This window comes from Thalassoglobus sp. JC818 (genome assembly GCF_040717535.1).
Lineage (GTDB): Bacteria > Planctomycetota > Planctomycetia > Planctomycetales > Planctomycetaceae > Thalassoglobus.
In genome coordinates, this window is sequence record NZ_JBFEFI010000001.1 from 288,022 (window position 1) to 314,704 (window position 26,683).

Below are 26,683 nucleotides of genomic sequence, written 5' to 3' on the forward strand. Positions count from 1 at the left end.
TTCTGTTTTTGAATGGCTGTCTCTTAGCATGCATTGAACAGAAAAGAGTCACCGAACCGACCGTCAACGTCTTGTTTATCTAATGTGAGTCGCTCGAAATGCTGAATTCTTTCCGACTTCATCTTGCTGCCGTGCTGGTGATTCTCTCGATGAATTCCGTCGCGAATGACTGTATGAGTCAGGATTCCGAAACGCGTCCGAACATTGTTTTTTTGTTCGCGGACGACTTGTGTACTTACTCGGTCGGCTGCTACGGAAACCAAGATGTACAGACTCCGAACCTTGACCGGCTCGCTCACGACGGAGTTGTTTTCGACAAGCATTACAACACGACCGCGATTTGCATGGCGAGTCGTGCGAACGTCTTCACTGGAATGTATGAATATAAGACGGGCTGCAACTTCACTCACGGCGATATGCGTCCCGAAATCTGGGCGAAGTCCTATCCTGTGCTGTTACGTGAGGCTGGCTATCTCACAGCCTTTGCAGGGAAGTTCGGAATTGAAGTTGAGGGGAAGGGGCTTTGTGAAGACGACTTCGATTTCTGGGGTGGTGGCCCCGGACAGACCAACTACCAAACCGCAAAGAATGCGTCGATGAAGAAGTATGCCGACGAATATCCCCACTCAACGTTGTCATATGCAGCGTTTGGGAAAGATGTCATCCGCGAAGCTTCCGAACAAAACCGCCCATTCTGCTTGTCAATTAGTTTCAAGGCCCCACACAAACCAGCGACTCCTGATCCTCGCTTCGATCATGTCTATCAAGGAAAGAAATTCACGAAGCCGGAGAACTTTGGCAGAGAGTTCGGCGAACACCTGTCAGCTCAAAGCAAGCAAGGACGCCAATATCCACGCTTCACAGACTGGAACTACGACACCGATTACGACGGCGAGATGGCGAAATACCATCAGCAGGTCTTCGGGATTGATGTCGCTGTCGGAATGATCCGCGATGAGCTAAAGGCGCATGGTCTTCAAGAGAACACGGTCGTCATTTTCACGAGCGACAACGGTTACATCTGTGGATCGCACGGGTACGGTTCCAAAGTTCTACCAATGGAAGAATCTTCTCGGGTCCCATTGATGATCTATCATCCCAACAGCTCGCTCAATGGGCGACAGGTTCGCTGCGACCGATTAACGGGAAACATCGACTTCGCTCCGACAATGCTGGAACTGGCAGGACTTTCCATTCCCTCCAACATGGATGGAAAAAGTCTCCTGGGGCTGCTTAAGAATCCGACTGACGGTGGCCACGAGCAACTGTCGTTCATCAACGTGTATGGTCCACTTCCAACTCACAGCCTGAGCTGCCTGACTCCGCAATATAAGTACACCTACTGGTGGTACGGTGAAGAAGAGATGGAACCGGTCGAAGAACTGTTCGACACTCAGAACGATCCACTGGAACTGAAGAACCTCGCTGGAAACTCACAGAGCACTGATGCGATCGAAATGATGCGGTCCAAATACGATCAGCAACTCGACCATTGGAAGAAGCATGCTGTGAATTACAACGATTACCGAAGATTCGGGACTCTCTTTGACAGGCACATTCCAATTGAAGACAAGAATCTCGACAGCCCGAAGAAATCGAAGAGCGAATGAACGCCGTTCGTGGCAGGAGCGATTCGCATGGGCAGATGCCTTGTCGGTTTGAAAGTTATCGCTGCAGCAAGGTCGTCTGGAAGTTAGTCATTCGACAAGTTTTGGGAAGGCTGATTCGAGTCGGGTTACGGTTTCAATCGGATCAAGATTTCGTTCCGACGGAGTGGTCCGGGAACGAACGGGGCATCGTAGCCAGCACGCTCGGCAGAGGCCTCCCCAGATATTTCTCGTGAGACCATCCAATCTCGCAGGAGCTTCTCCTGAACGGCAGCTTTCCGCTCGTTCATAATTCCGGAGAAGCGAATGACGGCGAATCGTCCGCCTTTACGCGTTGAGATCAAAATATCTGAGCTTCGTGGTTGGGGAGCACCGGCCTCTTTAACATCCTGCGGCATCACGAAGCCCATGGATCCCTCGGACGTTTTGCTACCTTCTTCCATGAAGACAGGTGTCGTCATTTCAATTTTCTGGTTGGTCTCGTTGTCTCCGCTGATGTAGCGAAACAACTTCATGAAGCTTCCGTCATTGCCGCGAGCTTCCACATTCGTCTGCGTCGATGCGAGCACCAACTCAGGATACTCTCGGATTTCGATGTTCCCATCCTTCTCGATCACTTCATACGGTGCGGATTCATACCCGGCTCGGGCAGTGACATTCCAAGTTGTCACACCCAAAATGACCCAAAAACCGACGCCGATCAGGTAGAACATTTGAGTCTTCATTTCATGCTCACGATTGAATTCAGGAAATTCGAACACCTAGACTGAGTCTAGACTTGAGCTGTGAAGTGACCACAATTGCCACAAGACTCAGTCCGGTCGATGACGGGAACTTGTGAGCAATCTCAGAACCGTAATATTTGATTTACGTTCTCTTCATTTGACTCGATTAGCATCGCTTCAATCGTGTCTACGAACTCTCTAACAAGCGTTGAATGGAATACACGGAATGAGCATCCCCAAACTGACTTCGATGGTCTTCCTGTTTCTCGTCCTCACGAATCAGCCGTGTGCTTTCGGGTCTGACTGGCCGATGTGGCGAGGGAATTCTCAACGCACAGCAGTCGCTGCAGATGGGCTTCCAGACGAATTGTCGTTGATCTGGAAGCGAGTTTATTCACAGCGAGAGCAAGCTTGGGACGATCCGCTCAATCTCGATTTGATGACGTACGATCGAGTCTTCGAGCCGGTGATTCTCGATGGCCGTTTGTTTATGGGATTCAATGACCGCGACAAATTCGTGGCATTCGATGCCGATTCGGGCGATGAATTGTGGACCTTCTTCACAGATGCTCCAGTTCGACTTCCGCCGGCTGCATGGGACGGAAAGGTCTACTTCACTTCAGACGACGGCCATTTGTACTGCGTTTCTGCAGAAGACGGAGAGCTCATCTGGAAGTTTCGTGGAGCCCCCAGTAATCAGAAGGCGATCGGAAACGAGCGATTCGTCTCAGTTTGGCCGGCGCGCGGTGGCCCGGTCGTTCGAGATGAAACTGTGTACTTTGCCGCCAGCATCTGGCCGATGATGGGCACGTTCATTTATGCACTCGATGCCGACACTGGAACGGTCGAATGGCTCAACGACAGCACCGGTGCTCAATACATCAAACAGCCTCACAGTGCTCCATCGTTTGCGGGCGTTGCTCCTCAAGGTGCTCTGGTTGCGACGGAAAATCATCTGATCGTTCCCGGAGGACGATCGGTCCCGGCGGTTTTTGATCGCGATTCAGGGAGTCTCAAGCACTTCGAAATCAATGCTGGTGGAAAAGGAACCGGAGGAACTTTCATTGCAGCAGATGAATCGCGGTTCTACCTGCACACCCGTTTGAAGGGGACACGAGCATTCGACACTGAGAGCGGCGTCAAAACGGCATTCATGCCGAACGAGCCGGTTCTGTCGGACGGAATCGTCTACACCGCCATGACCGAGGAGGAGACACCGGTTATTTATGCATATGGTGAGGAAGACCAACTTCTTTGGGAGATTGAGGCTGACGGGAGCGGCGATCTGATTCTGGCGAGTGATCGACTGTATGCCGCGGGCGAAAAAGAGATCTCCGTCATTCAACTTCCCACCGATCAGACTGCCGCGCAAGTAGTTAAGACCATTCCAATTGACGGACAAGTAGAACGTCTGCTCGCGGGTGACAACAAGCTGATTGCTGTCACGCTCGACGGGTCGATCCTTGCCTTCGGAGAAGGTTCTCAAGAGGCGCCGAATACAATCATTGAAGAGAAGAAGTCTCTGGCAATTGATGACGAGTCTCGAACTGCAGGGGCAAAGTTGGTGGCTGACTGTGACACCAGTGGTTATTCGCTCATTTTTGGTGCAAGCGATGAAACACTCGTTCTCGCAATGGCAGAGCTTCCATTCTCACAACTCGCAGTCGTTGACTCCGATGCAGGACGCGTTGATCGACTCCGAAAGCGACTCGATGAAGCAGGATTGTATGGCCAGACGACAGCACATGTTGGCGATGCGCAATCGTTCCTCGCTCCAAGCTACATCGCTCATCTGATCGTTGTGGGAGCTGAAGAAGCAGCGAGCGCTTCCGGTTCTGAGATCGAGCAAATTTACGAATCGGTCCGCCCATACGGAGGCACGCTGAGACTGATCGCCAGTAATAACCATCGCGATCTGGCGGATCGGGTTCGGTCTCTCAATCTTGAACAAGCCCAAGTGACGATTGATGACGAGTTCGTGACGGTCAAGCGTGTCGGGGCTCTGCCGGGTTCCGCAGACTGGACGCACCAGCATGGAGACGTGGCGAATACCATCAAATCCGACGACAGCCGCGTTAAACTTCCGCTGGGTGTTTTGTGGTTCGGCGGCAGCAGCAACATGGACGTGTTGCCTCGACATGGTCATGGACCACCGGAACAAGTTGTCGGCGGCCGCTTATTTATTCAGGGAATGAACAGCCTTAGCGCTCGAGATGTCTACACGGGGCGCGTCCTGTGGAAGAGAGAATTCGAAGACCTCGGAACTTACGATGTCTATTACGATGAGACATATGAAGACACTCCGCTGGACCCGAAATACAATCAGGTCCATATCCCCGGTGCGAATGGACGGGGAACGAACTACGTCGTCACCGAAGATCGCGTTTACATCGTCGAAGGGAGTCGCTGTCACATTCTCGATCCAGCGAGTGGAGAGACTCTTCAGCAACTCGATCTCCCGATGAATGAATCTGGTGAACGTCCGGAATGGGGTTACATCGGCGTTTATGAAGATCTGTTGCTCGCAGGATATGGGTTTGCTTCTTACCGAGCTCGTTTGAATCTGAAATTCAGTTCTGATGATGAACTTCGAAGCAACCGAGCTGGCTTCGGTTCCAAAAGTCTCGATCGAGCTGCCAGCATGGGACTGATCGCATTCGACCGGCACACCGGCGAGCTTCTTTGGAAGAACGACGCGGTCCACAGCTTCTGGCACAACGGGATTGTTGCGGGTGGGGGAAGAATCTATTGCCTCGACCGAACGCCTGAACTGATTGCGGCAGCTCTGCGTCGTCGTGGTGTTTCGAATGCCGATACGTACCGCATTGCAGCCTTCGACGCGAAAACCGGAAAACTGGACTGGGAGATTGCCGAAGGAGTCTTCGGCACCTGGTTAGGTTACTCAGAAGAGCATGACTTGTTACTCCAAGCTGGGGCTTCCGCGAGCGATCGCCTCTACGCGGAAGTCGGGCAGGGGATGGCCGTCTATCAGGCAGAAAGCGGAGAAGTTCAATGGAAGAACGACTCAATTTCGTATGCGGGTCCATGCATTCTTCACAATGACTGGATCTTCACGAACGCCAATTCGTACAGCGAATCTGCGGGAGCCTTTCATCTGATCGATGGCCACCCGAAGCTCGTCTCGAATCCGCTGACCGGTGAACAACAACCGTGGAAATTGACACGGGCCTACGGATGTAACAACGTCATTGCCAGTGAAAACCTACTCACATTTCGCTCTGGAGCAGCTGGGTTTTATGACCTTCTAAGTGAGAGCGGGACGGGCAACTTTGGAGGATTTAAGTCAGGCTGTACTTCCAACCTTGTTGTCGCCAACGGAGTTCTGAACGCTCCCGATTACACAAGGACTTGTAGTTGTGCCTATCAGAATCAAACTTCTCTAGCACTTGTTCACATGCCTCAACTTGAGTTCTGGACGATCAATCCTGCCGTCGGCGTTCATGAAACGACTGGTCGTCTGAAAGACGGAGGCATCAATTTCGGTGCTCCTGGAGACAGAACCGATGAGAATGGCGTTTTGTGGTTGGAGCATCCTCCGGTGGCTGGCCCATCGGCTCCATTCGCGATTCGCCTCAACGACGAGGCCAAGTACTTCAGTCATCACTCTTCATCGGTAGGCACAGCTGAAGCAGCGTGGGTGCTGGCGTCTGGGATTGAGAACGTGACTGAGTTGACGATCGATTTAAATCTCAAGCAGCGCGTCGATCTTAGCTCAGGAATTGCCGTCAATGACTCGGAAGACGATGTCGAAGAAGCTGAGTCGGGAGAAGTCAGTACTGGCAGCAGTGATCTCGAAATTCTGGAGGATGGCGGAAAGCAAACAATCGGATTGCGTTTCAATGACATCCCGCTGGCTCAGGGAACCGAGGTTCGCTCGGCCTGGATTCAATTCACATGTGATGAAGCTTCGGATATTCCGACATCGGTCGTGATCAACGGCGAAGCAACCGGAAATGCGAGCGCGTTTGAAAGCAAAACGAACAACGTCTCTTTGCGAGCCAGAACAGCAGCCGAAGTCATTTGGCAGCCTGAACCCTGGACACGTCCAGGGGCTGCAACTGACGCTGAACGAACACCGGACATCTCTAGGTTGATCCAAGAGATCGTGAATCGCGACGACTGGAAACCTGGCAACTCGCTGGCATTCATTCTCTCCGGGACAGGAAAACGTGTCGCTGTCTCGTCAAGTGGACGGGGACAAAAGGGGGCTGCGAGGTTAATCATCGATGCCGATGAAGCAGAAATCGATGACCAAGAAGCTGCTGTTCCAAGAGAGTATGAACTCTCGCTCTACTTCGGCCTCCCCCGCAACGCTGACTCGAGTCGTCGTCGCTTCGATGTCGCCATCGCAGATGAGATTGTGCTGCAGGATGTCACCCTTCAACAGAACGGAAATCCTGACGAACAGGCACAGGTCCACACGATTAAAACTCAGTCTCCATCAAATCGGTTGAAGCTACGCTTTCTCCCGAAAGAAGGAATGCCGGTCCTCAGCGGAATCGAAATCCACGAGGTTGTGGAAGCTGAGGAATAGAGTCCTGCCAGCTGAGAATAGCAACGTCGGAACGCGACGAAGACTTGGCTAAGTGATTAAACGTCATCAGTCGTATGAACTTGACCGTCAGCGATGCGAAGAATCTGCGTGGCCAGGTTTTCTGCTTCTGAAACATGATGAGTCACGTGGAGCGTAGTGACCTTCGTTTCCTGCCAAACCGTCTTCAACAGATCACACATCTGAGAATGTGTTTCTTCGTCGAGTGCGCTGAGCGGTTCGTCGAGACAAAGAATCTTGGGCCGGAATGAAATTGCTCGGCCGATCGCCACTCTTTGTTTCTCGCCACCGCTGAGTTTATTTGGAAACCGATCGAGCAGATGAGTGATCCCCAGCAGCTCAGCGAGCTCTTCGACCCGTTGATTGACGACCTGCTTATTGCACCGCCTGATTTGAAGAGCGAATGCCAGATGGCTGCGGACGTTCATGCTTGAGAATAACGCAGCATCTTGGGGGACGTATCCAATACCGCGGACCGCTGGATTCAACTTTGTCACGTCTTTTCCAACCAGTGTGATTTGGCCTTGGGCGATCTTTCGAAAGCCGAGAATTGCTTCCAAGATGGTCGTTTTCCCGGACCCGGTCCTTCCCATCAGAATCGAGTATGCCCCGCTTGGAACCAGAAAGTTCACATCGTCGAGGCGGAACTTTCCCTGATGAATCGAGACGTTCTGAAGCGAAATCAAAACTCGGTCCCTTTCAAAGTTCCGACTGACCGAAAACTCTGGTCAAGATCAGCACGACAACCGCCGCGAATACCATGATCAGTGAGACTGCGACTGCCCCCTGAAGGTTTCCGACGTTCATCTCGAGGAAAACGGTCGTTGAAAGGACTTCAGTTTTCATGCGAGTGGCACCGGCGAAAATTAGCAGCGGGCCAAATTCACCGAGAGATCTCGCCCATGCCAGCGTGAACGCTGTGAGAATTCCTCGACGAGCTTCCGGCAGCACGACTGAACTGAACGCCTGAGCCTTTGAGCATCCCAAAGAAACTGCCACCTGTTCGCAGCGGGGATTGATATGGTCGAAGGTCGATTTCATCGTCCGAACTGAAAACGCACACGCGACTGAAAACTGAGCCACGATGACTGCCGGGATCTGATACACGACTTCACGTGCAAAGAATGAGAACGGCGGAAATTGAAACAAAATCAGAAGACTCAGCCCGACGACCAGCGGGGGGAGAACGATCGGAATGTCCAGAATTGCATCGACCAATCCGTGGCCCGGGAACCGATAGCGCGACATCAGATAGCCCATCGGCACAGCAACGAGCAGACTTAAAAGTGCTGAGAAGGTGCATGACGTCATGCTCAGCCAAATTGAGTATTGGACTTTCGGATCACTCAACGATTTAAGAATTGGATTTCTGTGCTCTGCGAGATCAGTCGAACTTTCCGACGCGTTAAAAGCTGCCTCAGCACTGCTTTCTCGAATCATGTAGGCAAAATCAGCGGACAACATCGCCAGGATGAGAACGACGTAAGATGCTCCCAGAATTGAGAGCGTAATATAGAACATCGAATTCGAGAAAGAGATGACTGGTTGTGAAACTGCCAGTTCTCGTTCTTCACTTGCGTTCCTCGTCTTCATCAATCCTGACTCTCGGTAGCCGAAACCCGAAGAGCAGACGAATCAAGCAGGAAGTGAAAGCCAGTTGCTTCAAAGGCTTGCTGCGACTGATGAATTCGCGTCATCAATCGTCGAGCAAGTTGTTTGTGATGGCTCGATCGAGAGATGCTAAAAGGCTGGACTGCGTGTCGATGCGGGGAGTTGAGCCGAATTACGTCGACGTCCTCGGAGTTTTGCATCACATCCGTCAGATAGGCGATCGTCGCATCGACGTGACCGGTGACAACATCCGGTACAAGCATCGCTGATGATGGTTTCTCAACAACGACATCACTCGCTGACTGCTGCTTTTCAATCAACGCATCGTAAAGCCCTTCCTTTTCGAGCAATCGTCGGGTGAGGGCGCCGATAGTGCATTGAGTTCCATCGCCGATTGAAACCCTGACACCCGGTTCGATGAGATCGCTTAGAGACTGAACTTTCTGGCTGCCCTTCGGGACTGCGATGACGATTTCCGTATCAGTCACATTCACATCGTCTTGAAACCAACTGGCAACGTTATCGAGATAATATCGATCGCACGCCATATAAATGTCGGGGAAACCTAAATCGGTCGATTGTTGATCGATGTTCTTCATTCGCCCCGTCAGAATGCCGCATCCGTCATAGACCGTGTTGATCGTGACTCCCTCTCGCTTCTGAAATGCTTCCAGAACTGGTTCGATCCCTCGTCGATTGACAGCACCACAGAAGAAATTCAGTTCCGGATGAGGTTCCCAGACATCGCCTTCAATCGGTTCCATTCCATAACTCTGGAACGTTGTCAGTCCACGATCTCGTGCTGAGAGGTAACGTGCGAACTTCAGAGCTTCAACCGGTTGTTCCGACGAGTTGAGGACGCAGACGGAAACCAATTTGGGGTCAGTTGCCAACTCGTCGATGTGAATGGCTTTCAACTCCTCACGAAGATTCGGCATCATGACTGTCGAATCCCACACGATTCCGGCATCGACAGCACCGATCATGACATCGTTGGCGACTTCGTTCACGGTCGGCTTAAATACGCCATGCTCGGTGACGTGTTGTTCGAATGCGTTCCAGAAGTTCGTGTTCCCTTGAGAAACTTTCTCGAGTGCCTTCTGCGTGGCTTTACCAACTGCTGCCTGATCGGGACTTCCGACTGAAAGCGACACCCCGTCAGCGAGCAGATCGTCCAGCGATTGAAATATCTTCTTTGAGTCTTTTCGAACCGCGATCACCGGCGTCAGATAGGCGATCGGGATTTGTTCCTGCGCGAGTCCGAGCTCACGTGCTTTTTCAGTGTAAGAGTCATCAGCCGCGAGATAGAGATCCGAAGTGTCGAACTGATTGACCTGAATTTGGTTGAGGAGTGTGTTCGACCCTCCGTAACGCAGATCGACGTGAACTCCGCATTCGCGTTCGTAATCAGCTGCAATTTCTTCTACCGCGACACGCATCCCGGCAGCAGTATGCATCACAATTGTGCGAGAAGGCTTTTCAGATGAAGAACTGGATGAATGAGTCGGTTGGCTTCCGCGACGCATCACAAAGAACAACACGCCGCAGCAAATCACGATTGCGATCAGCAATTGCCAATGAAGGCTTCCTGCGCGAGCACTCCAGTTGCTCCGGCCTGGAAAGTCAAAATTTCGCGTCAACTCAATGTTTGAGTGATTAGTTTGGTTCAGCATGACCAGCATCTTCAATCAGGAGTTGACCGTTGGACATCTTTAACGTCCGGTCTGCGAATTCGGAGTTTCGTTGATCGTGGGTAACCAGCAACACAGTCCCGCCCTGTTTGGAAAAATCTGCAAGTGATTTCATCACGATTTCAGCATTGACCTCGTCGAGATTGCCTGTCGGCTCATCGGCAAGAAGGAGCATGGGATTGGTCACCATGGCTCGAGCCAGCGCGCATCGCTGACGTTCTCCGGAACTGAGTTGGCTGGCGAGATGATTGCTTCGATCGCTCAATCCAAACTGTTCCATCAAGCGAACTGCATCGTCCTTGGAAACCTGTGGATTGGTCAGGGCAGGGGCGAGAATGTTTTCAAGAACGCTCAAGTATGGAACGAGGTGAAACTGCTGAAAGACGAACCCAACGTTTTCAGCTCGATAACGAGCGCGATCATCATTGGACATGTTGTACGGTTCTTGACTCATAATGCGGAGCGTTCCGCTGTCAGGTCGCAGCAGTGTTCCGACCGTCAACAAGAGTGTTGTTTTGCCCGATCCACTCGCGCCACGAATGACAACAAACTCTCCCTGCTGAAGTTTCAGCGAGACGTTGTCGAGCGCTTTGACTTGTTGCTGTCCCGTGTACAGCTTTGAGAGTTCATTCGCTTCAACGAGGGTCGTTTCCGTCGACTTTTCACTGGGATCTGTGGCTTCGCGAGTTTGCATTGAGGTGCTCATGCCGTCTCCTTCTGCAGAATGACTGCCGCATCCAGTCGAAGGGCGACGAGGGCTGCGATCCAACTCGCGAGACCAGCTAACAGAATCGCCGACACTGGACCGCTGAGAAGGACCAAACCGAAGTCTTCTGCAAACGTATTCATGAAAGAGTCGGAAGCTTGTCCAAGATCGCTTAGCATCCATCCAATGACAAGTCCTGCCACCGATCCCAGCAAACCACCTATTAATCCCAGTAGAAAAGCCTTCCCGAGGAAGACGCCGAGGATTTGCCGACTTGTTGCTCCGAGGGCACGCAGGATTCCAATTTCGCTCTGTCTTTGGAATGTGTTCATCAGTGCAAGTAGTGCCACAAGCGATGCGGCTGCGAGATAGCTCGTCGGGACGACGACAGCAGTCAAGCTTGCGTGTTGCGTTTCCGTTTCGTTTCTTGATTCTTTCAGTTGAGCGAGCAGCGTTTCGGCCGATTGTTCCTCCTGAACGAGTGCGTGTTCGGCGATTTCTTTGGCTTGAGTGCGTGCTTCAGCTCGCGTGACGGCTTGGGAGTATCGCTCGATAACCTGCGTCGCTGGGAGAATTCCCGCAATTTCTTCACGGATCACAGCGAGTCGATCACCTGCGCATTCACATTCGAGTGCGAGAATCGCATGGATCAGGTTTTCCATCTTGAGTAATGTCTGTGCGGTTCCGAGATCGATCCAGACGGTGACATCGTCCGCTGAACCTCGTTGCGGATGCAGTTGAGAGACGGTGAATTCCTTTCCCATCAAATGCACGACATCTCCCACTTCGAGGTTGAGTTGAGAATGGATGCTGTGTCCCACGACCATTTGCCCCGGTGCGACTGCATCGAGCAGTGGTTTCTTCATGGCACGATGCATGATCGGGACCTCACCGCGAGTGCCGTGAAGGACGACTTCAATGTCTTTCTCCGGCCATTGGATTCGTTTCGTCACGGCTGGGAGCAAATGGTTGACCGTGACGATCGATGATTCCGCAAGCTGATCGACGTACGACTCCGGCATCACTGCCGACAACGTGCCATTGAGGTGGAGTTCGTTCAGGTCCTGCGACTCAGGAAGGATGAGAAGGTTGAATCCCAGCTTGAGCATCTGTTTGCGAGTCGCATCTTCCAACTCTTTGCCAGCTTTTTCGACATCTTGACGACGCTCAGCGATGGACTGTTCGAAACTGGCTTGATGCTGGTCGAGAAGTTGTCGCGTCACAACCTGGTCTGATTGCAGAATCACCTCCGCAGCGACGAAGGTTGCTGTCGCGACGGCAATTGCCAGGACGCCCAAAACGAATCCGCCTCGTCGGAAATTCAACTCGCGCCAAATTAGGTGGAGGATGTTCATACAACCATCATTCGTGAGAACGGTTTCTGTTCTTGGTGAATTCTCTCCGAGACGAAATCGGTGTTACGACCGCAGCATGACTCCGAATGACGCAATGCAGACCACTCCGGCAATCATTCCCAACAAAGCCCAGACTCCAATTGTTGTTCCAGTCACACGATTCTCTTTCGGGACGACTGCATTCGTTGTTTTGGTTGGCGACATAGCCTCTGTGTCGATCGATACTTCTGCTTCAGCCTGCAGTGGCGGCTCTGAAGAAACGGTTACCGAAGCGAGTTCATTATCCGATTCGGAGTTCGCGGCCATCGAGTCAGTCGAAGTCTGCTCGTCGCCTTTGAAGCTCGAAACGCCGGTCAGTTCGATTTCAACTTGTTCCGGTTCAGTCAGTTGAATTGAATCATTCCAGTTGTGGCCGAGAAGCAAATCGACACCCGGATTCTCGGCCTTCACGGTACATTGACAGGCTCCGACCAAAAACTTGGATGCCTCTTCGATTGTGAGCGGTTGAATACCTGCACCGATGAGGGTGTATAGCAATCGTCCGCGACCGAAAATGGGAAACGCCATCGGTTCAGTCAGGTAAGAAACTTCGCGTAAATCCGGTTCGCTGGCTAAGAGAAGGTCGACGAGAACCTGCTCATTGGGATCATCGCGTGAAAGCCGCAGAACCTGAAAATCAATTCGAAGCTCTTCCGGGCGAACATTCAATTCCTTGAGGTCGTCGGCGTCGATTTCGGGGAGTTTCAGCTCGTTCTGATGTTTCGCTAATTCGGTCGTCAGGATTTCGAAGCTGGCATCGTCTTTCTCCGGGATACCGCATTCCAGGAAAATCCAAACGGCAGAGGCTCCTCCGACGAGGTGGCTGGTGATTTGATCGCGTACGTCGGATGCGACCAATGATTCCGGTTCGAACTCAGTCGCTAAACCTGCCGTGACAAGTTGCGGTGGATAAGATCCGCCGCCGGGATTGATCAGTGCAAATGCTGGATATTCAGTGACGCCAGCATGTTGGAGAATCCACTGGTCTTGGGGATTGATATCTCCATGAATCTCCAACAATTGAACATGAACGTTGGCATGGTGTTGCTTGAAGACTTCCTTCCACTTCTCGATCTGTCCAGAGAGTTGTGAGGAGACTTCGTTTTCGTACATCACGACGAGTCGATAATCATCAGGTGCCCACTGCTCGAGTGCGTACCGAAAGACCGGGACTGAGCAAGCTTCGACGTGATTCAGGGAACTGCACAAGATCACCAGCGAAGCCAGAAGGCAGTGGCATAAATGATTCATACTCTCAGACCTCTCCTCGCAATCGACGGTCGACGAACTCTCGTCGGATCCCTGCTTGGGCAGTGTCGACAATCGATCTCAATTTGCAAGCTGCTGATGACGATCAACCGACAGATTCAGTGGGCCTCCCGAGAAATATGAAGCCGGGAAAATTTCTTTGCAAACAATCGGCAAAGCAACCCGACACCTATGAAAGTCAAACCGTCGATCGTCGAATGAATCCATACTTTTTGAATGTTGAAGGACAGAGTGATCAACCGCGTCCCCATCGACTCATCCTTCACACTCGTTTCGCAAAACGTTTGAAACCAGAAAAAATCAAGACAGCAGCTCAGGAAAGTTTCCGGTCACTCCAGCGAAGCTTTCGGTCTCCATTCCCAACTGCTGCAACATCGTGACGAAGACTCGAGTCAACGATTGATCGTCGTGATTGATCTCTCGTTGGTATGGTTCGATTCCGCCGTTCCAAGCTCCTCCCATTGGATTTGCTCCGGCGTAGTTCAGATAGCGACCATGTTTGAAGCCCATGTTCTTGCCGCCGGCCAACACGAGTGGGTAATTCCTTGAGAGATGGAATGCACTCGACGCAGACCCGAAGAAGAGCAATGAGTTGTCGAGCATCGTCCCGGTTCCGGCTGGTTCTGGAGTCTCTTTGAGCCGAGTCGCAAACCGAACGAACTCCTCGTTCAGGAATCGACAGTACTTCCCGAGATTTTCCCAACCACCTGGGAACTTGGTGTCGTGTGTAAGCTTATGAGCAAGGCTGAAACCGACCGCGCGAGCCAGTCGGTCGCTGACTCCGGCACCGTTTTCTCGCCCGATCTGATACGTCGCGACGCGAGTCGAATCGGTTTTGAAGGCGAGATAGATCATGTCGAACATCGACTGCAGATAGAGCCGCGGCGAATCCGGCGAAACATCCTGCTCGAACAGAGATTGATCAACGACCGGAAGCGGCTTGTGAACCCATTCTTTGGCTTTCTGAACGCGAATTTCTGCTTCGCGGACTGAGTTTAAGTATTCGTCGAGACGTCCTTGATCCTCAGCAGACAGAGTACCCCGCAAATCTTTCGCATCTGCCAGCATCTCGTCCAATGCGCTTTCGCTCATCGCCAATCGACGTGCTGCGTCGGCATCCTTCTTCACGAAGAGCATGTCGAAGATTCGCTTCGGGCTTTGCTCGGCTGGGATGGGTCGCCCCATTCGATTGAAGGAAAGGGTTTGGGCTGCGCAAGGAGTGCCGATGCCACCGTCGGTGGACATCACGAGTGACGAAAACCGAGTTTGATCTCCGACGTGTTCCGCATAAATCTGGTCGAGTGAGATCGTGTTCTTGTACGTCACGTCCCGACGAATTTTCGCTGCCGTTAGAAATTGGTCGGCGTTGCGATGTCCGTGTATTTTTCTAGCCTCCGGATGTGAAAACCCTGAGAGGATCGTCACGTCTGAAAGCAAAGGTTCGAAGACGTCGGTACACTTCGTGAGTTTGAAGTCTGTTCCGCCACCATGCGGGAACCACGACCAGTCTTCGAAAGCGGGATCTTCCCGCAGCGGCATCGGAACGCCGTCGGGAAAATAAATACAGGCGAGCCGTTTGGGATTTTCTTCACCTTCTGACGTCGCTGCTGTCAGCGGAAGACCGGAAGTCAACAGCGGAAGTGCGAGTGCGGTCCCAGCCCCTCGAAGGAATCGGCGACGATCAAGCTGTTGAAAATTGATAGCCATGTGATCTCACTCCACTTGTGTCATTGGAAGGATTCAAATGTCCTGATCAGGTTCTAAATCGTCGCAGACGAAGACTTTTCTCAGTCACTTCGACTGAAACAAATCGCTCGTTACCAAACAGATGACGAGTGATCGAATTCCGCCACCTGCATCTCTCACGCTTCGGGTAATGTCGGTCACTTCCGCACGGTCACCGAAATCGAGCTGTCGCCCGAGTGCAAAAGAGGCCATTTTTTCGACAGTCGCCCGAACAAACTGTTCGTCCCGGTGCTGAACCAGATGTTCTTTCAGTCCGACGATTCCGTTGAGTCTAGTATTGTTCGGAAGCATGCTCGAAGCATCGATGTTTTTGCCATCGACCTGAATCCGCCAACGCCCGAGAGCGTCATAGTTTTCGAAGGCGATTCCCCAGGGATCAATTTTCTGATGGCACGAAAGGCACGCAGCATGATTGCGATGATCTTCGATGCGCTCTTTGAGCGTCATCTTCGCGATTTCCGGGTCGGATAGGTCAATTTCAGGCACGGCCGGCGGGGGAGGAGGGGGTGGATCGTTGAGGAGGTTCGTCAACAGCCACACGCCTCGCTTCACAGGATGTGAATCTTCCCCATCCGAATTCATGGTCAAGAGGCCCGCCTGGGTCAGGAGTCCTCCGCGATTGAGACGATCTGGTACCGGAACTCGATGAAATTCGTTTCCCGGAACCCCTAAAATACCATAGTGGTTAGCAAGTCGTTCGTTCACGACGAGATAGTCAGCAGCGATGAAATCGAGAATATTAGAATCGTTCTGCAGCATGTCATGGAAGAGAGCGATTGGTTCTGCTTTCATCGATTCAAGCAACGCTTCATCAATCCCGTTTTCCCCACTTGACGGGCTTAAGTATTCAAGAGGGCGCAGCTTCAACCATTGTTGCACAAAGTGTTTTGAGAACCGGGCAGCTTTGGGATCGCCGAGCATACTGTCGACCTGCTGCCGTAGAATGTCACTGTCTGAAAGTTGACCAGCGGAAGCCAACTCCAACAACGTTTCATCTGGCAAGCTGCACCAAAGAAACAACGACAAGCGGGTTGCCAACTCAGTCTGCGAAATTGGACGGAGTTCTTGATCCGCTCGAGATTCTACTTCGCTCTTTGACACATACAAGAACTTAGGCGATGCCAGAACCGTTGCGAGCACATCGATGATTGCATCTTGAAAATCCAAACTGCCCGCACGGACGTGCTCAAACAGTTCAACTTTGCGATCAATTTCATCAGGTGTCACCTGTCGCCAAGCTCGTGACATGAACGCTGCGATGATTTCTCGGGCATAAGCTGCCTCGTCGTGCTCGACTTCGCTTTCAATGAAAAGTTTGCGATGCGATGGTGGTGGCCACTCTTCGTAGACGGGGGCAGCAACTTCCACGTGGTCGATCAGAATCGCTGAGCTTGCTGCACTATCCCCAGATCCGGAAACAGTGCTGTTGACGAAGCGAATATATTCCGACGGGCTCGGCTGTTCACCAAGTTTCATGTTTCCGCGATAGGTGTTGCGGTGTTCAATTTCGCTCAGTGGAAAGTTGAATTCATAAACTTCTGGCTGCCCGAACAGTGCATGAACCTGAACGTCTTGCTGACTGATCCGTTTGATCGATCGGCCCTGATCGGTTGCCTGAAATCCGAAATATAACTGCAGACTTGGAACGCGCTCAGTCACTCCTTCAGCCCGTGATGCGCGAACACGCACGCGGAGTGTTCCGACATCAGGAAGCTGATCTCCCAGTTCAACGGTGAGAGCCTCGCGACTGCCCGGTTGAACGACAGCGAATTGAGAACCGGGATCGAGAGTTGATTGCTCGCCTTCGCTCGTCTCGAAAGCATAAATCGCCTTGCGATAGTTCCACTCGACTCTGGCTCTTAAACCCGTCGCTGAGTCCAAATAGTGAGAGCGATTTTCCGGCGCCTGAAACTGGTTCTTCAGCCGCTCAATCTGTTTCGTCTGCTCTTCTGGATCGTTCTCAAATTTCTTTCTCGTCGAATCAATTGTTTCGTCATGCCACTTCTTTTCACGTTGAAAAGCATCTTTCATCGAGATCGACCAGTGGACGACAGCAGGCCGCTCACCACGAACTGTAACTCGCTGCAAAGCTTTGAGAGCGAGATCGTAGTACGTCTCGACTTGCTTCACCGAAATCAGCAGCGACTCGGCGTTGTTTTCGAAGCCATCGTCTTCACTGGCTTCTTCCGGAAGATCATCGGCGAAGGTCCAGGGAACTCCAAGCAAGTCTTGAAGCGCATAGTTGTATTCGTAGCGGGTCAGTCGGCGGAACGACGAACGATTCCCGCTCGACTTTCGCAGCTTCTCAGCTTTTTGAATCTCCTTCGACAGCCAGTCGACGATGAGAATTCGATCAGCATCCGATAACTCGTTTGAATCGGGAGGAGGCATCTCCCCCTTGCTGAGAACGGAATAAACCTCCAGCCACCAGGTGATGTCGTTTCCGCTGAGGAAATCGGGATCAAGCTGATCGGCCCGGAAGTTTCCCTCGGAGTAGTCTGCACTGTGACATTCAAAACAAGCCCGCTTGAGAAGCGGTTCTATCTTCGTCTCGTAAGTGTGCAAGTCGCTCGCAACCAGGATCTGAGCTTCGTTCTCATCGCGTTCAACTGTGTTCTTGACTTTGGATGCTTGATCTTTGCCATCGTCTGCAAGAGCGTAGTTTGAACAGACAACAAGAATGCCAAGCACAAACGCGAGAGCAGCACAACACAATCGGAGACCGAACTTTGATCCAGCAGTCGCTGAGGACCTGAAATATGATGGTCGATCTAAGGCGCGGTCAGTCATGGCTGCGGAGGCGGGAGGACGTGGGGAGGGCTGCGTCTCTGAGTATACTTTGACGCTGGAGTCGCTCCTAGGGAAACCATCAGAAGTTTCTGATTTCGCCGTGGGTACGTTGACGAGTGGAAGCGGCCAAACGTAGCGAAATCTCACTCTCATTCAGGACAAACCCAGCCCAAGTTCTTTCGACTCTGCAGTTGCGATCAGAGCAGGGGAGAGGAAAAGTTGGCTGATGCAAAACTGAGAAGTCCGTCTTCAATCAACGTCGAATGTTGCTCTCCCTTTCAACGATCCGAAGAATCTCGATCTTGTTTAAAACAATACAAGCATCTATCATTTAACCATCTGAAGAGCTCTCGGATGGTCGTGGAAATGTCTCGTGGTTATTTCGCTCTGATCCTCTCAACTGCAATCGCTTGCCTCCCGATGGGATCAAGCCAATTGTGGTCGATGACCGCCTTTCCACATACATCTCAAACGAACTTTGAGTCGGAACTGAACTCCGTCGATTCGAGAGAGAGCCAGCATCCGAATCCACTTCACCTCTCCGAACGAGATGACCTTCCCGCTGGGCTGATCCGAGAGCGAGAGTCGTCCAAGTATCGAGACCTGAGGGTGAAGGCTTCAACGCCTGCCGGGCAAATTGAGCTTTCGATGCTTTGCCGCCCACGGTCATTGGACCAACGTGGAGCCTTTCGCTGCAACTTCTCAACTTGCGGCCGCAATCTCCGGTTACAGATATAACCGCGCTGACTACAACGACTGCTTTTTAAGTTGTTAGTTTCCGCTGCGGTCAATGGCTGCCGAAGATCTCTTTCGACGCTCTGAGCCAAATGAGACCGCTGCGTGAACACTCTGCGCACTTATCTCTAACCGTACATGCAGACGATGCTTCAGACCGCCGTGGCGGGAGTAAAAACTCCGCAGCCCAACGGCGAACATCGTCTGCTCTCAATAAGATCACGAAAGAACTTCAATGGTTCAAAATGAACAAATGGCTCCAGCGACTGCAACTCTCTCTCCTGAGAGCCATCAACCAGCTCACGTCCCGTCGGCACAATCGACGACGCAATTGCCCCCCGAACTCGAAAAAGCACAAAAGCTGCTTGACGCCGGTCGAGCTGAAGAGGCACTTAAGGTCGTCATCGGCCGCAGTTCTGGTGGTCCTCTCGCCGTCAATGCGCGTGCTGTCTGCCTGATGAGACTGAATCAGCCAGCCGAGGCGGTCAAAGCCCTCAGAACGATCGCCCTCGAATCAGGGGGTCTATTGCTGAAGCGAAACACTTCGCTGGCCGTCAAAACCAACTTTGCCACCGCACTCGCTCTCTCCGGGAACGTCTCCGGCGCGAGTAGAATTCTGGGAGAGATCGAAGAGAAGAACGACAAGCATGTTCAAGCACTTCGACAGGCAATCGAGCGCTGGCAGAAAAACCTCTCGACTTGGGAATGGCTCCAATGGAAAACAGGAATCGCAATTGAGCGCGCTGTGCAGCTTGATTTTCCTCCTGGTACATTGATTTAGTGAAAGAGAACTCGAACGATTGTGTGAGTTGCTCCCAATACTTAACAGGTGGGCCGACTCACACCAATCGTGGTTAGACTTTAGTTTTGCATAAACGTGTTTACATCCGTCTGATTGCTACTCCATGTTTCTGGTAGACCGATTAATCCTCGTATGTGGAGTACTGCTCCTTCTCGGGATTGCATCGAACAAGTTGTCTTCACGCTGGGGAATTCCCGGGCTGGTGCTTTTCCTCCTGCTCGGAATGCTCGCTGGCTCTGAAGGCATCGGCGGGATTGAATTTGAGAATTACGAACTGGCGCACGGAATCGGAACCATCGCACTGGTCATGATTCTCTTCGACGGCGGACTCAGCACTCGATTTTCGGCAGTCCGTCTGGCGTGGAAGTCGTCGATGGTTCTGGCGACTGTAGGTGTGTTCGTCACCGCCGCGATCACCGGTCTCGCAACTTCCTGGATTCTGGAGATCTCTTTGATGGAAGGCATGCTGCTCGGTGGAATTGTCAGTTCCACCGACGCGGCAGCCGTTTTTTCGATCCTCCGCTCAGGGGGAGTCAGTCTTCGCAAGCACCTGGTCTCCATCCTCGAACTCGAGAGTGGCTCGAACGACCCGATGGCGATTTTTCTTACCGTCGGATGCATCGAAGTTCTCTCTCACAAGATGCCACTTGGGATCGAACTACTCGGGTTATTCGCGTCTCAAATGCTGATCGGCGCCGCGTTCGGCTTGGGAATGGGACGATTGGCGACCATCATTGTCAATCGGATTGAACTTGATACCGCTGGTCTCTATCCGATTCTCGTTAGCACACTTTGCTTGCTCACTTTCGGCGTCACTGCTCAATGCGGCGGAAGCGGATTTCTGGCTGTTTATCTCACCGGGTTGATTCTGGGGAACAGTCGCCTCGTGTTCCAGCGTGGAATTCGCCTGTTCCACGATGCCAGTGCGTGGCTTTCGCAAATCGTAATGTTCGTGATGCTGGGATTGTTGAGTTTCCCCAGCCGATTGTTCGAAGTCGGATTGAAAGGGCTACTGATCGGATGCGTTCTGATGTTGATTGCTCGTCCAGTGGCGGTCGTGCTATCGCTGGCTCCGTTCCGATTCCCATGGAAAGAACAGCTCTTCATTTCGTGGGTTGGCCTGAAAGGAGCAGTTCCGATCGTCTTAGCGACGTTCCCTTTAATGCTGGGAACTCCGAGAGCGTCACTGATGTTCGATATCGTCTTCTTTATCGTTGTTCTCTCGGCGGTCGTTCAAGGAAGCACGTTAAGACTCGCAGCCCAGTGGCTTGGCCTGACGACCACGCCCGACCCGGTTCCGCCAGTGACTCTCGAAATCAGTTCGTTGCGAAATGTTGAAGGGGATATCGTCGACTATTTGGTGAGTGAAGACTCACGTGCTGCCGGAAGAATGGTGAAGGATCTCGCACTTCCGGAAGGAGTTGTTATCGCCACGCTCGTCCGGAACGAACAATTAATTCCCCCGCAAGGAAAGACACTACTCCTTCCGAACGACCATGCAATTGTTGTGCTGCGTCCTGAACGACGCGCCATCGTGAACCACATCTTCGCCCCGCGTGACGCCATTGTTGAGATTCCCGCAGCTTTCGAATTTCCGATTCGGCCAACAACAACTCTCCGCAACCTCAATGACTTTTATGGAATCACTCTCGACGGACCACTCGATATCACGCTCGAAGAAGTTCTGAAGAAAGAACTCGGAATCGATCACGTGCTGCCCGGAAATGTGGTTCAACTTGGTCCACTCTCCTTCCGAATTCGTAGCATCGACCGCACAGGCGGCATCGAAGCTGTCGGAATGACAATTCATACAGACCAGCAAGTCAATTCCTAAACACGAGCAGAGCAGGGTACTACTCTCAACTGATTTACCTTGGCACTCGCCTCCCTCATCATTATTCAACCAACATCGTCCATTGGACAACTCTCGCGAGTTTCTGGTCGTCGTGAATGGCCAGTAAACTGATATAGTCTCAACTTTCTCGTAGTCACAACCTTCTCTATGCTCCACTTCACAAATCTTCGTCTCATTGACGGGTTTGAACAGTTTATCAGTGACGCATGAGGGCAGTTGCTTACGAGGAACACTTGGCATGGACTTTGAAAGCGTTTACCTCTTCGGAGATCGATCAATCTCCAAACTCACGAGAAAAAAATCGTCTTATTCCCACCAGCTTGGAGGAACTTCGACCACGTCAGTCCAGAACCGAAATATTGACGTTCCAATTCACTTGTTACTCTCCATCGACCAATCTGACCCTGCTGTGCCTTTTCGTTTTGGGAACGATGACGTCCTGGAGTTGTTTTGCTGCTATGACCTTCGCGTGACGAGCTTTGCCTATAAACCGAGTGGTCAAAACGACAGTCGGTCCATCGACTGCTTTGTTGAGGGGGACATCGCACCACAAGACGCCCCCGAATGGCCCTACCACAATTACCCTTCATCCTATGAAAGAGTAAGCTTAGTCTCCACACCAGTCCCATATGATTCAAGCAACCTAAAGGACGCGTATGCGTTCGCCTCAGTCTTCGGTTTGAATGATCTTTCTGTCAACAATTACATTAAGTCCATTAAGATGGCAAACAAGGACTACATGTTTGCCACCATGGGTGAAGCCCCCAGTTCAGTTGGAGAACTGCTTGATGAAATCCCTCATCCTTTTTTCCAACCGATTCGTCGTCTATGCACGAAATGCGTGAATCCTGACTGCATTAACACGCGAGGACTGCTTTCTTTAACGCCAGTCTGTTGCTGTAACTCCGGCGCAGAATTCATGGGAGGTGTTTTCCACAATGGCGAAGGGTCGAGTGAAAACATTCAGTTGGCCTTCTTAGCCTGCCCATTGTGTGACACCATACATGTCTTCGAATTCTGGGAGTCTTGATTGGCCTCTGCACCAGCCTAAGACTCAAAATTCCCAGTCCTTCCATGGAAGAGTTAACAGTACCAACCACTTTCTACGAAGTCCCGATGTGATCAGCCCGTCCTCTGACTTCAACGTCACCCACAAATCAATCTGGAATTCCATCTACGAAAAAAGTGATACAAACCAAACCAAGAGTGAGATGGGAGCAGAGTTGTTTGTTAACTCCTCTTCTCCACGTCATAGCAAAGCAGAAGGCCTCGATCGCGGATGTAGAGTTTTCGTTTGGCGACGATCGGATGTGTCTATACTGGGGAATCGCTGCGGTCGATTTGCTCGAAGTGTCCTCGATCTTTCAATTCATCGCGAAAAGGCGCAATGAGCAAGACTTCGCCGCCTTCTGCACGAAGATAGAACCGATCTTCGGCCAGCAAGAGTGCCACCTTCGGTGCGTCGCGATCTCGCTACAAGAGCTTCCCGGTCTGGAAGTCCGTGCATGTCAGAAATTCTCCTTCGTTGTCACCAGTCGCACCATAAAGTGCTCCATCGATGACGCACTCTTGGCAAATCATGAAACGGGAGTGAGAAAGATGATGAACAACGACGTTGATAGCAACAATTAGACGTTCGCCCCGAAAGCTCATCGAAGTAGAGATCGGTGACTCACTAATGCATCGGCCAGCAGACAGTGCCCTCCCCGATTAATGGCACCCCAGTATCAGAGATCGGATTTGGTAAAACGCAATCACAATCGTCTGCTGGAGGGATGACGTAGCCCGAACGGAAGGAGGCAACTACGAGTTGCGAAACCTCTTGGTTCCAGTGATTTCTACAGAGCATGTTAGGCGAGAACAGGAATATCGACCAATAAACACCAGATTCGATTTCGGAGTTTAGATCATGCGCGTAGCCACTGCGAAGTCACCCATCATTGTTTTGACACTTTCTATATTGCAATGGTCATGGGTGGCTTTCGGCCCATCCGCAAAGATTGGTCTAGCATTGGGATTAGATGCGGTATTGTCACCCTTTTGCGAGACTCGTGTTAGAGCTAGCCTTGAAGAGTTTGGATGGGACTACTATTCAGTTGTTTCTTCGTTTCAGTTCGAGATAGTCGTTGGAGGGATACTTACCTTCGTGTTTGTGTGGTCCTCATTGTGGCTGCTCTTGCAGTTGTTTTTAGGGCCAAGTCGTTCACGCGGCACTTCGAGAACAGTAGTGTCGGTTTTCGCGATAACAGTGGCTCTTCTCGTTGCCTCTAATACGATTCGCTGTATTCAAGACGCCTGGAATGGCATCATTAAAGGAATGCAAAATTAGGAGTGACTTCATCGTTGAAGCGGTACGGGGACATTTCATTCTGGTCAGCGAGGTAAGCTGGGACAGGTCCGAGCATGCTCATGAGTCATGTCAGTCAAACAGGATTCACAACAGAAATTTCCAAGAGAGTCAGCCGCTTCGAGTATGAATCGGCCGGTGATGATCGATCCGGATCGAGGTCGGACGACTTTACAGCTTCGATGCGATCAACCGCATTTCGTCGCTGATCAATCCGCAGGGAGCGATTGTTTTGCGCATTCCTGACGCTCGTGGACAGCATTCGTCTAGTAACCTTCAGTGAAGTGGCAAGGCAAGATAGAGTTGGCTAACACGCCAAATAAAGTCGTGCGAATTTCTATGCTGTCTCACCGATACGTAATTGACTCAAAAGGTTGACTCAAGGAATCCGTTGAGCGTCTTGAGCGGCGCGCATCAGAGAACTCGACCACACACGAAGAAGTGAACTGCTCACGCAAACTCTGCGGACGAACCGACTCGATCTTTGATCAGTCTTGAGTATTGCGCTGTGGGGCTAGAGAAGATTATTGCTGTCTGACAGCACACGAAGGAACTTCTTGTTCACAGTCGTGTGCCTGCTGCTTCGAATGAACCTTTATCGACCTCTTCGCTGGCTTCCATTCCTCACGTCTTTCTGATCATTGGATGCAAACATCCAATTGGTTTCCCTCGACGGGCGATGCACTCCGTTGTCGTGACCTGAAGAGCCTTGAACCGTTTGATTCCAGAAATCGCGTGATTCCTTCGACGCGACATCGGCTTGAAGATCTCGGCGATTGTGATCTGACTTCTTCTGAGAACGGTGCTTGCCATTCTTGTTTTCATTCTTTCCGGAATTGTTGTGATGGCTTCTATGATGGTTGCCTCGGACTTTGTCATGGTGATCGCCGTCATGTCCGTTGACTTCAAAATCACTCGCGACACTGAAAGCGACTGCCTGACCGACTTCCTGCCCAACTAAATCGTCGAAGTCGAAATGAATTCCCAGGTACACACGACTGCGTCCGTTTTCCGCCATCGCTTCACTCAACGAATCGAACGATCGAACAGCATCATCAAGATCCAACCCGTATGCCTCCTGAAGATCAGGGTCAGCAAGCAGAAGTTCCAACTCCACAGATGTCAGATCGAAGGAAATATCATCTGTTCCATAGAACTCTTGTAACGATCCGAAGAGCGCGCCGCCAAACGTCGCATGACCTGAAATATAGGTCGGGAACTGGGGTGTGAAACCGATGATGTCGCCTTGTCCATCTGGGGCTCCTAAAGCTGTCCAGTTGGGGTCTCCTTCGGTCAGCGGATTTCCGTCATTGTCGCCTTCGTGAATCGCAGTAACTGGTCGCCAGAAGTTTTCGTCGAACTTAGTATGCCAGGCGACGATCGCGGCATCTGCCATGGCGACCGAAGTTTGAGCGAACAAGGCAGCGTTCTCCTCGAATGTATTGCCTTGCTGTTCAGCAATCGTGATGAGGACATCGTTGTAGAGGGCGATTGGTGTCCCCATTCCTTCGTTGTCGTAAGCCCAGAAGAGACCAGCTTCGGTCTGGTCTTCCGTTCGCACATTGCTATCGAACGAACCAAGTTCTTTCACCTCATTGTAAGAAGCTGCGTACTCCTCACTCGTCAGGGCAGGTGTGCTCTCAGGTGCAAATCCTTCCGGCGACGAGATAGCGAAAGTTTCAACTTCTCCCCAAGCAGGTCCCCAGACCGGGACATCTGGGTTCAGCGGGTCGACTTGAAAGTAGCCCGCACCATCGGAGAATGTGTAATCGAGAACCGCATCTGAACCGTCGTTTGCACGGGCTGCGATGATTGCATTTCCGATTTGCGTTCCTAGCTCAAAACTGTCTTCTGTCTTGGAACTTGAAGGAAGTCCATCAAGGACGCTTGCATAGAAGGAATCGATATTGGCTTGCTGATCAGGGTAGAGTTCACTCAACACCGTGTAGGCTGCCTGAGTCGATGCAACTTCCGCAGAAATCGAACCTGTTGTATTTAGAATATCCGAGTTGTAGTTAAAAAACGTTCCGCCTGAGTTTCCCGAGGCGAATTGAACGGAATCGTAAATGGCGAGATTGAACATCGCCATCGACCTCGAAGCGTAACCGGGATTCTGTTTTGTAACGTCAGCGACGAGTAGTTCGCCAAAAAAGTCATTCCACGACAGAACGACATCCGAACTCACAGCCATGGAACCGAAGTCATCGATGTCACTGGAATCAAGTTCGGTGCTATCTACGTCGACGTTCAACACTGTGTTCGGAGCATCAATGTTGTCAATCGCTTGACCAGTTGCTGAAAGCAGCACGCGTTCTTCCAGTCGCACAATGGCTGTGGCTGCCGAGTTCTGAAGTTTTTGTCGGCGTCGATTCGCTTTTTGAAACAACATCATCGAGTCTCCCTGGTTTGTCATCGATCTCAGCGCGCACCTTCATCTCAGAATCGGACAAGGTGGAGAGGTTTGCAATAAGATCTTCCGAATCGGCAGTTCTCTCATCGAGAGAGCCGACTCGAACCATTTGCAAAGACCTCGGAAGCGATCAGTGACGACAGAATTGAGAAGGGCTAGAACAACTCATGTGACAAGGTGACGTGAAAGGTCACATGAACTTAAATCTTAAACGAGAAGCATCTTGCCCAATCAACTCAGTTTTTCTGAGGATCAAATCGGTTGTACTGATTTCGTTTTTCAGTTGACTAAGGTTTGCAGGAGTACCAACAACATCACATTGAGATGACGAAAATTCATTGTCATTCACGAAACGCTGAATCGACATGGTCGGTTGAGTCGTTCCGACACCCGGTGGTTGAACATTCGATTCACACAGCTAC

General features: G+C 51.5%; 16 protein-coding genes. 5 read left to right on the plus strand and 11 right to left on the minus strand.

Going from position 1 to position 26,683, the window contains the following annotated elements; all coding sequences use genetic code 11:
* Positions 1-149: 149 nt before the first annotated feature.
* Positions 150-1,610, plus strand: a complete 1,461-nt coding sequence (locus AB1L42_RS01005; RefSeq protein WP_367051686.1) for a sulfatase — start codon at positions 150-152, stop codon at positions 1,608-1,610.
* Positions 1,611-1,735: 125 nt separating this feature from the next.
* On the opposite strand, the gene AB1L42_RS01010 is transcribed toward AB1L42_RS01005, so the two are convergent.
* The gene (locus AB1L42_RS01010) at positions 1,736-2,332 is read right to left on the minus strand and encodes a heme-binding protein (RefSeq protein WP_367050228.1); all 597 of its coding nucleotides are present in this window, start codon (positions 2,330-2,332) and stop codon (positions 1,736-1,738) included.
* A gap of 226 nt (positions 2,333-2,558) precedes the next feature.
* Between AB1L42_RS01010 and AB1L42_RS01015 the strand changes: the two genes are divergently transcribed.
* The gene (locus tag AB1L42_RS01015; protein ID WP_367050230.1) at positions 2,559-6,887 is read left to right on the plus strand and encodes a PQQ-binding-like beta-propeller repeat protein; all 4,329 of its coding nucleotides are present in this window, start codon (positions 2,559-2,561) and stop codon (positions 6,885-6,887) included.
* Positions 6,888-6,943: 56 nt separating this feature from the next.
* Here the strand turns inward: AB1L42_RS01015 and AB1L42_RS01020 are convergent, their stop codons facing one another.
* From AB1L42_RS01020 to AB1L42_RS01055, 8 genes are all read right to left on the minus strand, one after another.
* Positions 6,944-7,591: an ATP-binding cassette domain-containing protein gene (locus AB1L42_RS01020; protein ID WP_367050232.1), complete on the minus strand. Its 648-nt coding sequence runs from the start codon at positions 7,589-7,591 to the stop codon at positions 6,944-6,946.
* Between the two features lie 13 nt (positions 7,592-7,604).
* On the minus strand, positions 7,605-8,498 hold the full coding sequence (locus tag AB1L42_RS01025; RefSeq protein WP_367050234.1) for an ABC transporter permease: 894 nt from the start codon (positions 8,496-8,498) through the stop codon (positions 7,605-7,607).
* Complete coding sequence (gene modA / locus AB1L42_RS01030; protein WP_367050236.1) at positions 8,498-9,973, minus strand: molybdate ABC transporter substrate-binding protein; 1,476 nt, start codon at positions 9,971-9,973, stop codon at positions 8,498-8,500. The genes AB1L42_RS01025 and modA overlap by 1 nt, the downstream gene beginning before the upstream one ends.
* Before the next feature lie 199 nt (positions 9,974-10,172).
* On the minus strand, positions 10,173-10,913 hold the full coding sequence (locus AB1L42_RS01035; protein WP_367050238.1) for an ABC transporter ATP-binding protein: 741 nt from the start codon (positions 10,911-10,913) through the stop codon (positions 10,173-10,175).
* Positions 10,910-12,268, minus strand: a complete 1,359-nt coding sequence (locus AB1L42_RS01040; RefSeq protein WP_367050240.1) for an FtsX-like permease family protein — start codon at positions 12,266-12,268, stop codon at positions 10,910-10,912. The genes AB1L42_RS01035 and AB1L42_RS01040 overlap by 4 nt, the downstream gene beginning before the upstream one ends.
* A gap of 63 nt (positions 12,269-12,331) precedes the next feature.
* Positions 12,332-13,558: a hypothetical protein gene (locus tag AB1L42_RS01045; protein ID WP_367050242.1), complete on the minus strand. Its 1,227-nt coding sequence runs from the start codon at positions 13,556-13,558 to the stop codon at positions 12,332-12,334.
* A gap of 318 nt (positions 13,559-13,876) precedes the next feature.
* On the minus strand, positions 13,877-15,283 hold the full coding sequence (locus AB1L42_RS01050; RefSeq protein ID WP_367050244.1) for a DUF1552 domain-containing protein: 1,407 nt from the start codon (positions 15,281-15,283) through the stop codon (positions 13,877-13,879).
* An 84-nt stretch (positions 15,284-15,367) separates the two neighbouring features.
* Complete coding sequence (locus AB1L42_RS01055; RefSeq protein WP_367050246.1) at positions 15,368-18,013, minus strand: DUF1592 domain-containing protein; 2,646 nt, start codon at positions 18,011-18,013, stop codon at positions 15,368-15,370.
* Between AB1L42_RS01055 and AB1L42_RS01060 the strand changes: the two genes are divergently transcribed.
* The 3 genes from AB1L42_RS01060 (at position 18,003) to AB1L42_RS01070 (ending at position 21,483) form a co-directional block, all read left to right on the plus strand.
* Entirely contained in the window at positions 18,003-18,248 is a 246-nt protein-coding gene (locus AB1L42_RS01060; RefSeq protein ID WP_367050248.1) for a hypothetical protein, read from the plus strand. The genes AB1L42_RS01055 and AB1L42_RS01060 overlap by 11 nt on opposite strands.
* 834 nt (positions 18,249-19,082) lie before the next feature.
* Positions 19,083-19,628 carry a hypothetical protein gene (locus AB1L42_RS01065; protein ID WP_367050250.1) on the plus strand — a complete coding sequence of 182 codons (546 nt, stop codon included), beginning with the start codon at positions 19,083-19,085 and terminating at the stop codon, positions 19,626-19,628.
* A gap of 124 nt (positions 19,629-19,752) precedes the next feature.
* Entirely contained in the window at positions 19,753-21,483 is a 1,731-nt protein-coding gene (locus tag AB1L42_RS01070) for a potassium/proton antiporter (RefSeq protein ID WP_367050252.1), read from the plus strand.
* Positions 21,484-22,818: 1,335 nt separating this feature from the next.
* Here the strand turns inward: AB1L42_RS01070 and AB1L42_RS01075 are convergent.
* Both AB1L42_RS01075 and AB1L42_RS01080 read right to left on the minus strand, forming a co-directional pair.
* Complete coding sequence (locus AB1L42_RS01075) at positions 22,819-22,956, minus strand: hypothetical protein (protein WP_367050254.1); 138 nt, start codon at positions 22,954-22,956, stop codon at positions 22,819-22,821.
* 1,490 nt (positions 22,957-24,446) lie between these two features.
* The gene (locus tag AB1L42_RS01080) at positions 24,447-26,243 is read right to left on the minus strand and encodes a chloroperoxidase (RefSeq protein WP_367050256.1); all 1,797 of its coding nucleotides are present in this window, start codon (positions 26,241-26,243) and stop codon (positions 24,447-24,449) included.
* Positions 26,244-26,683 lie beyond the last annotated feature (440 nt).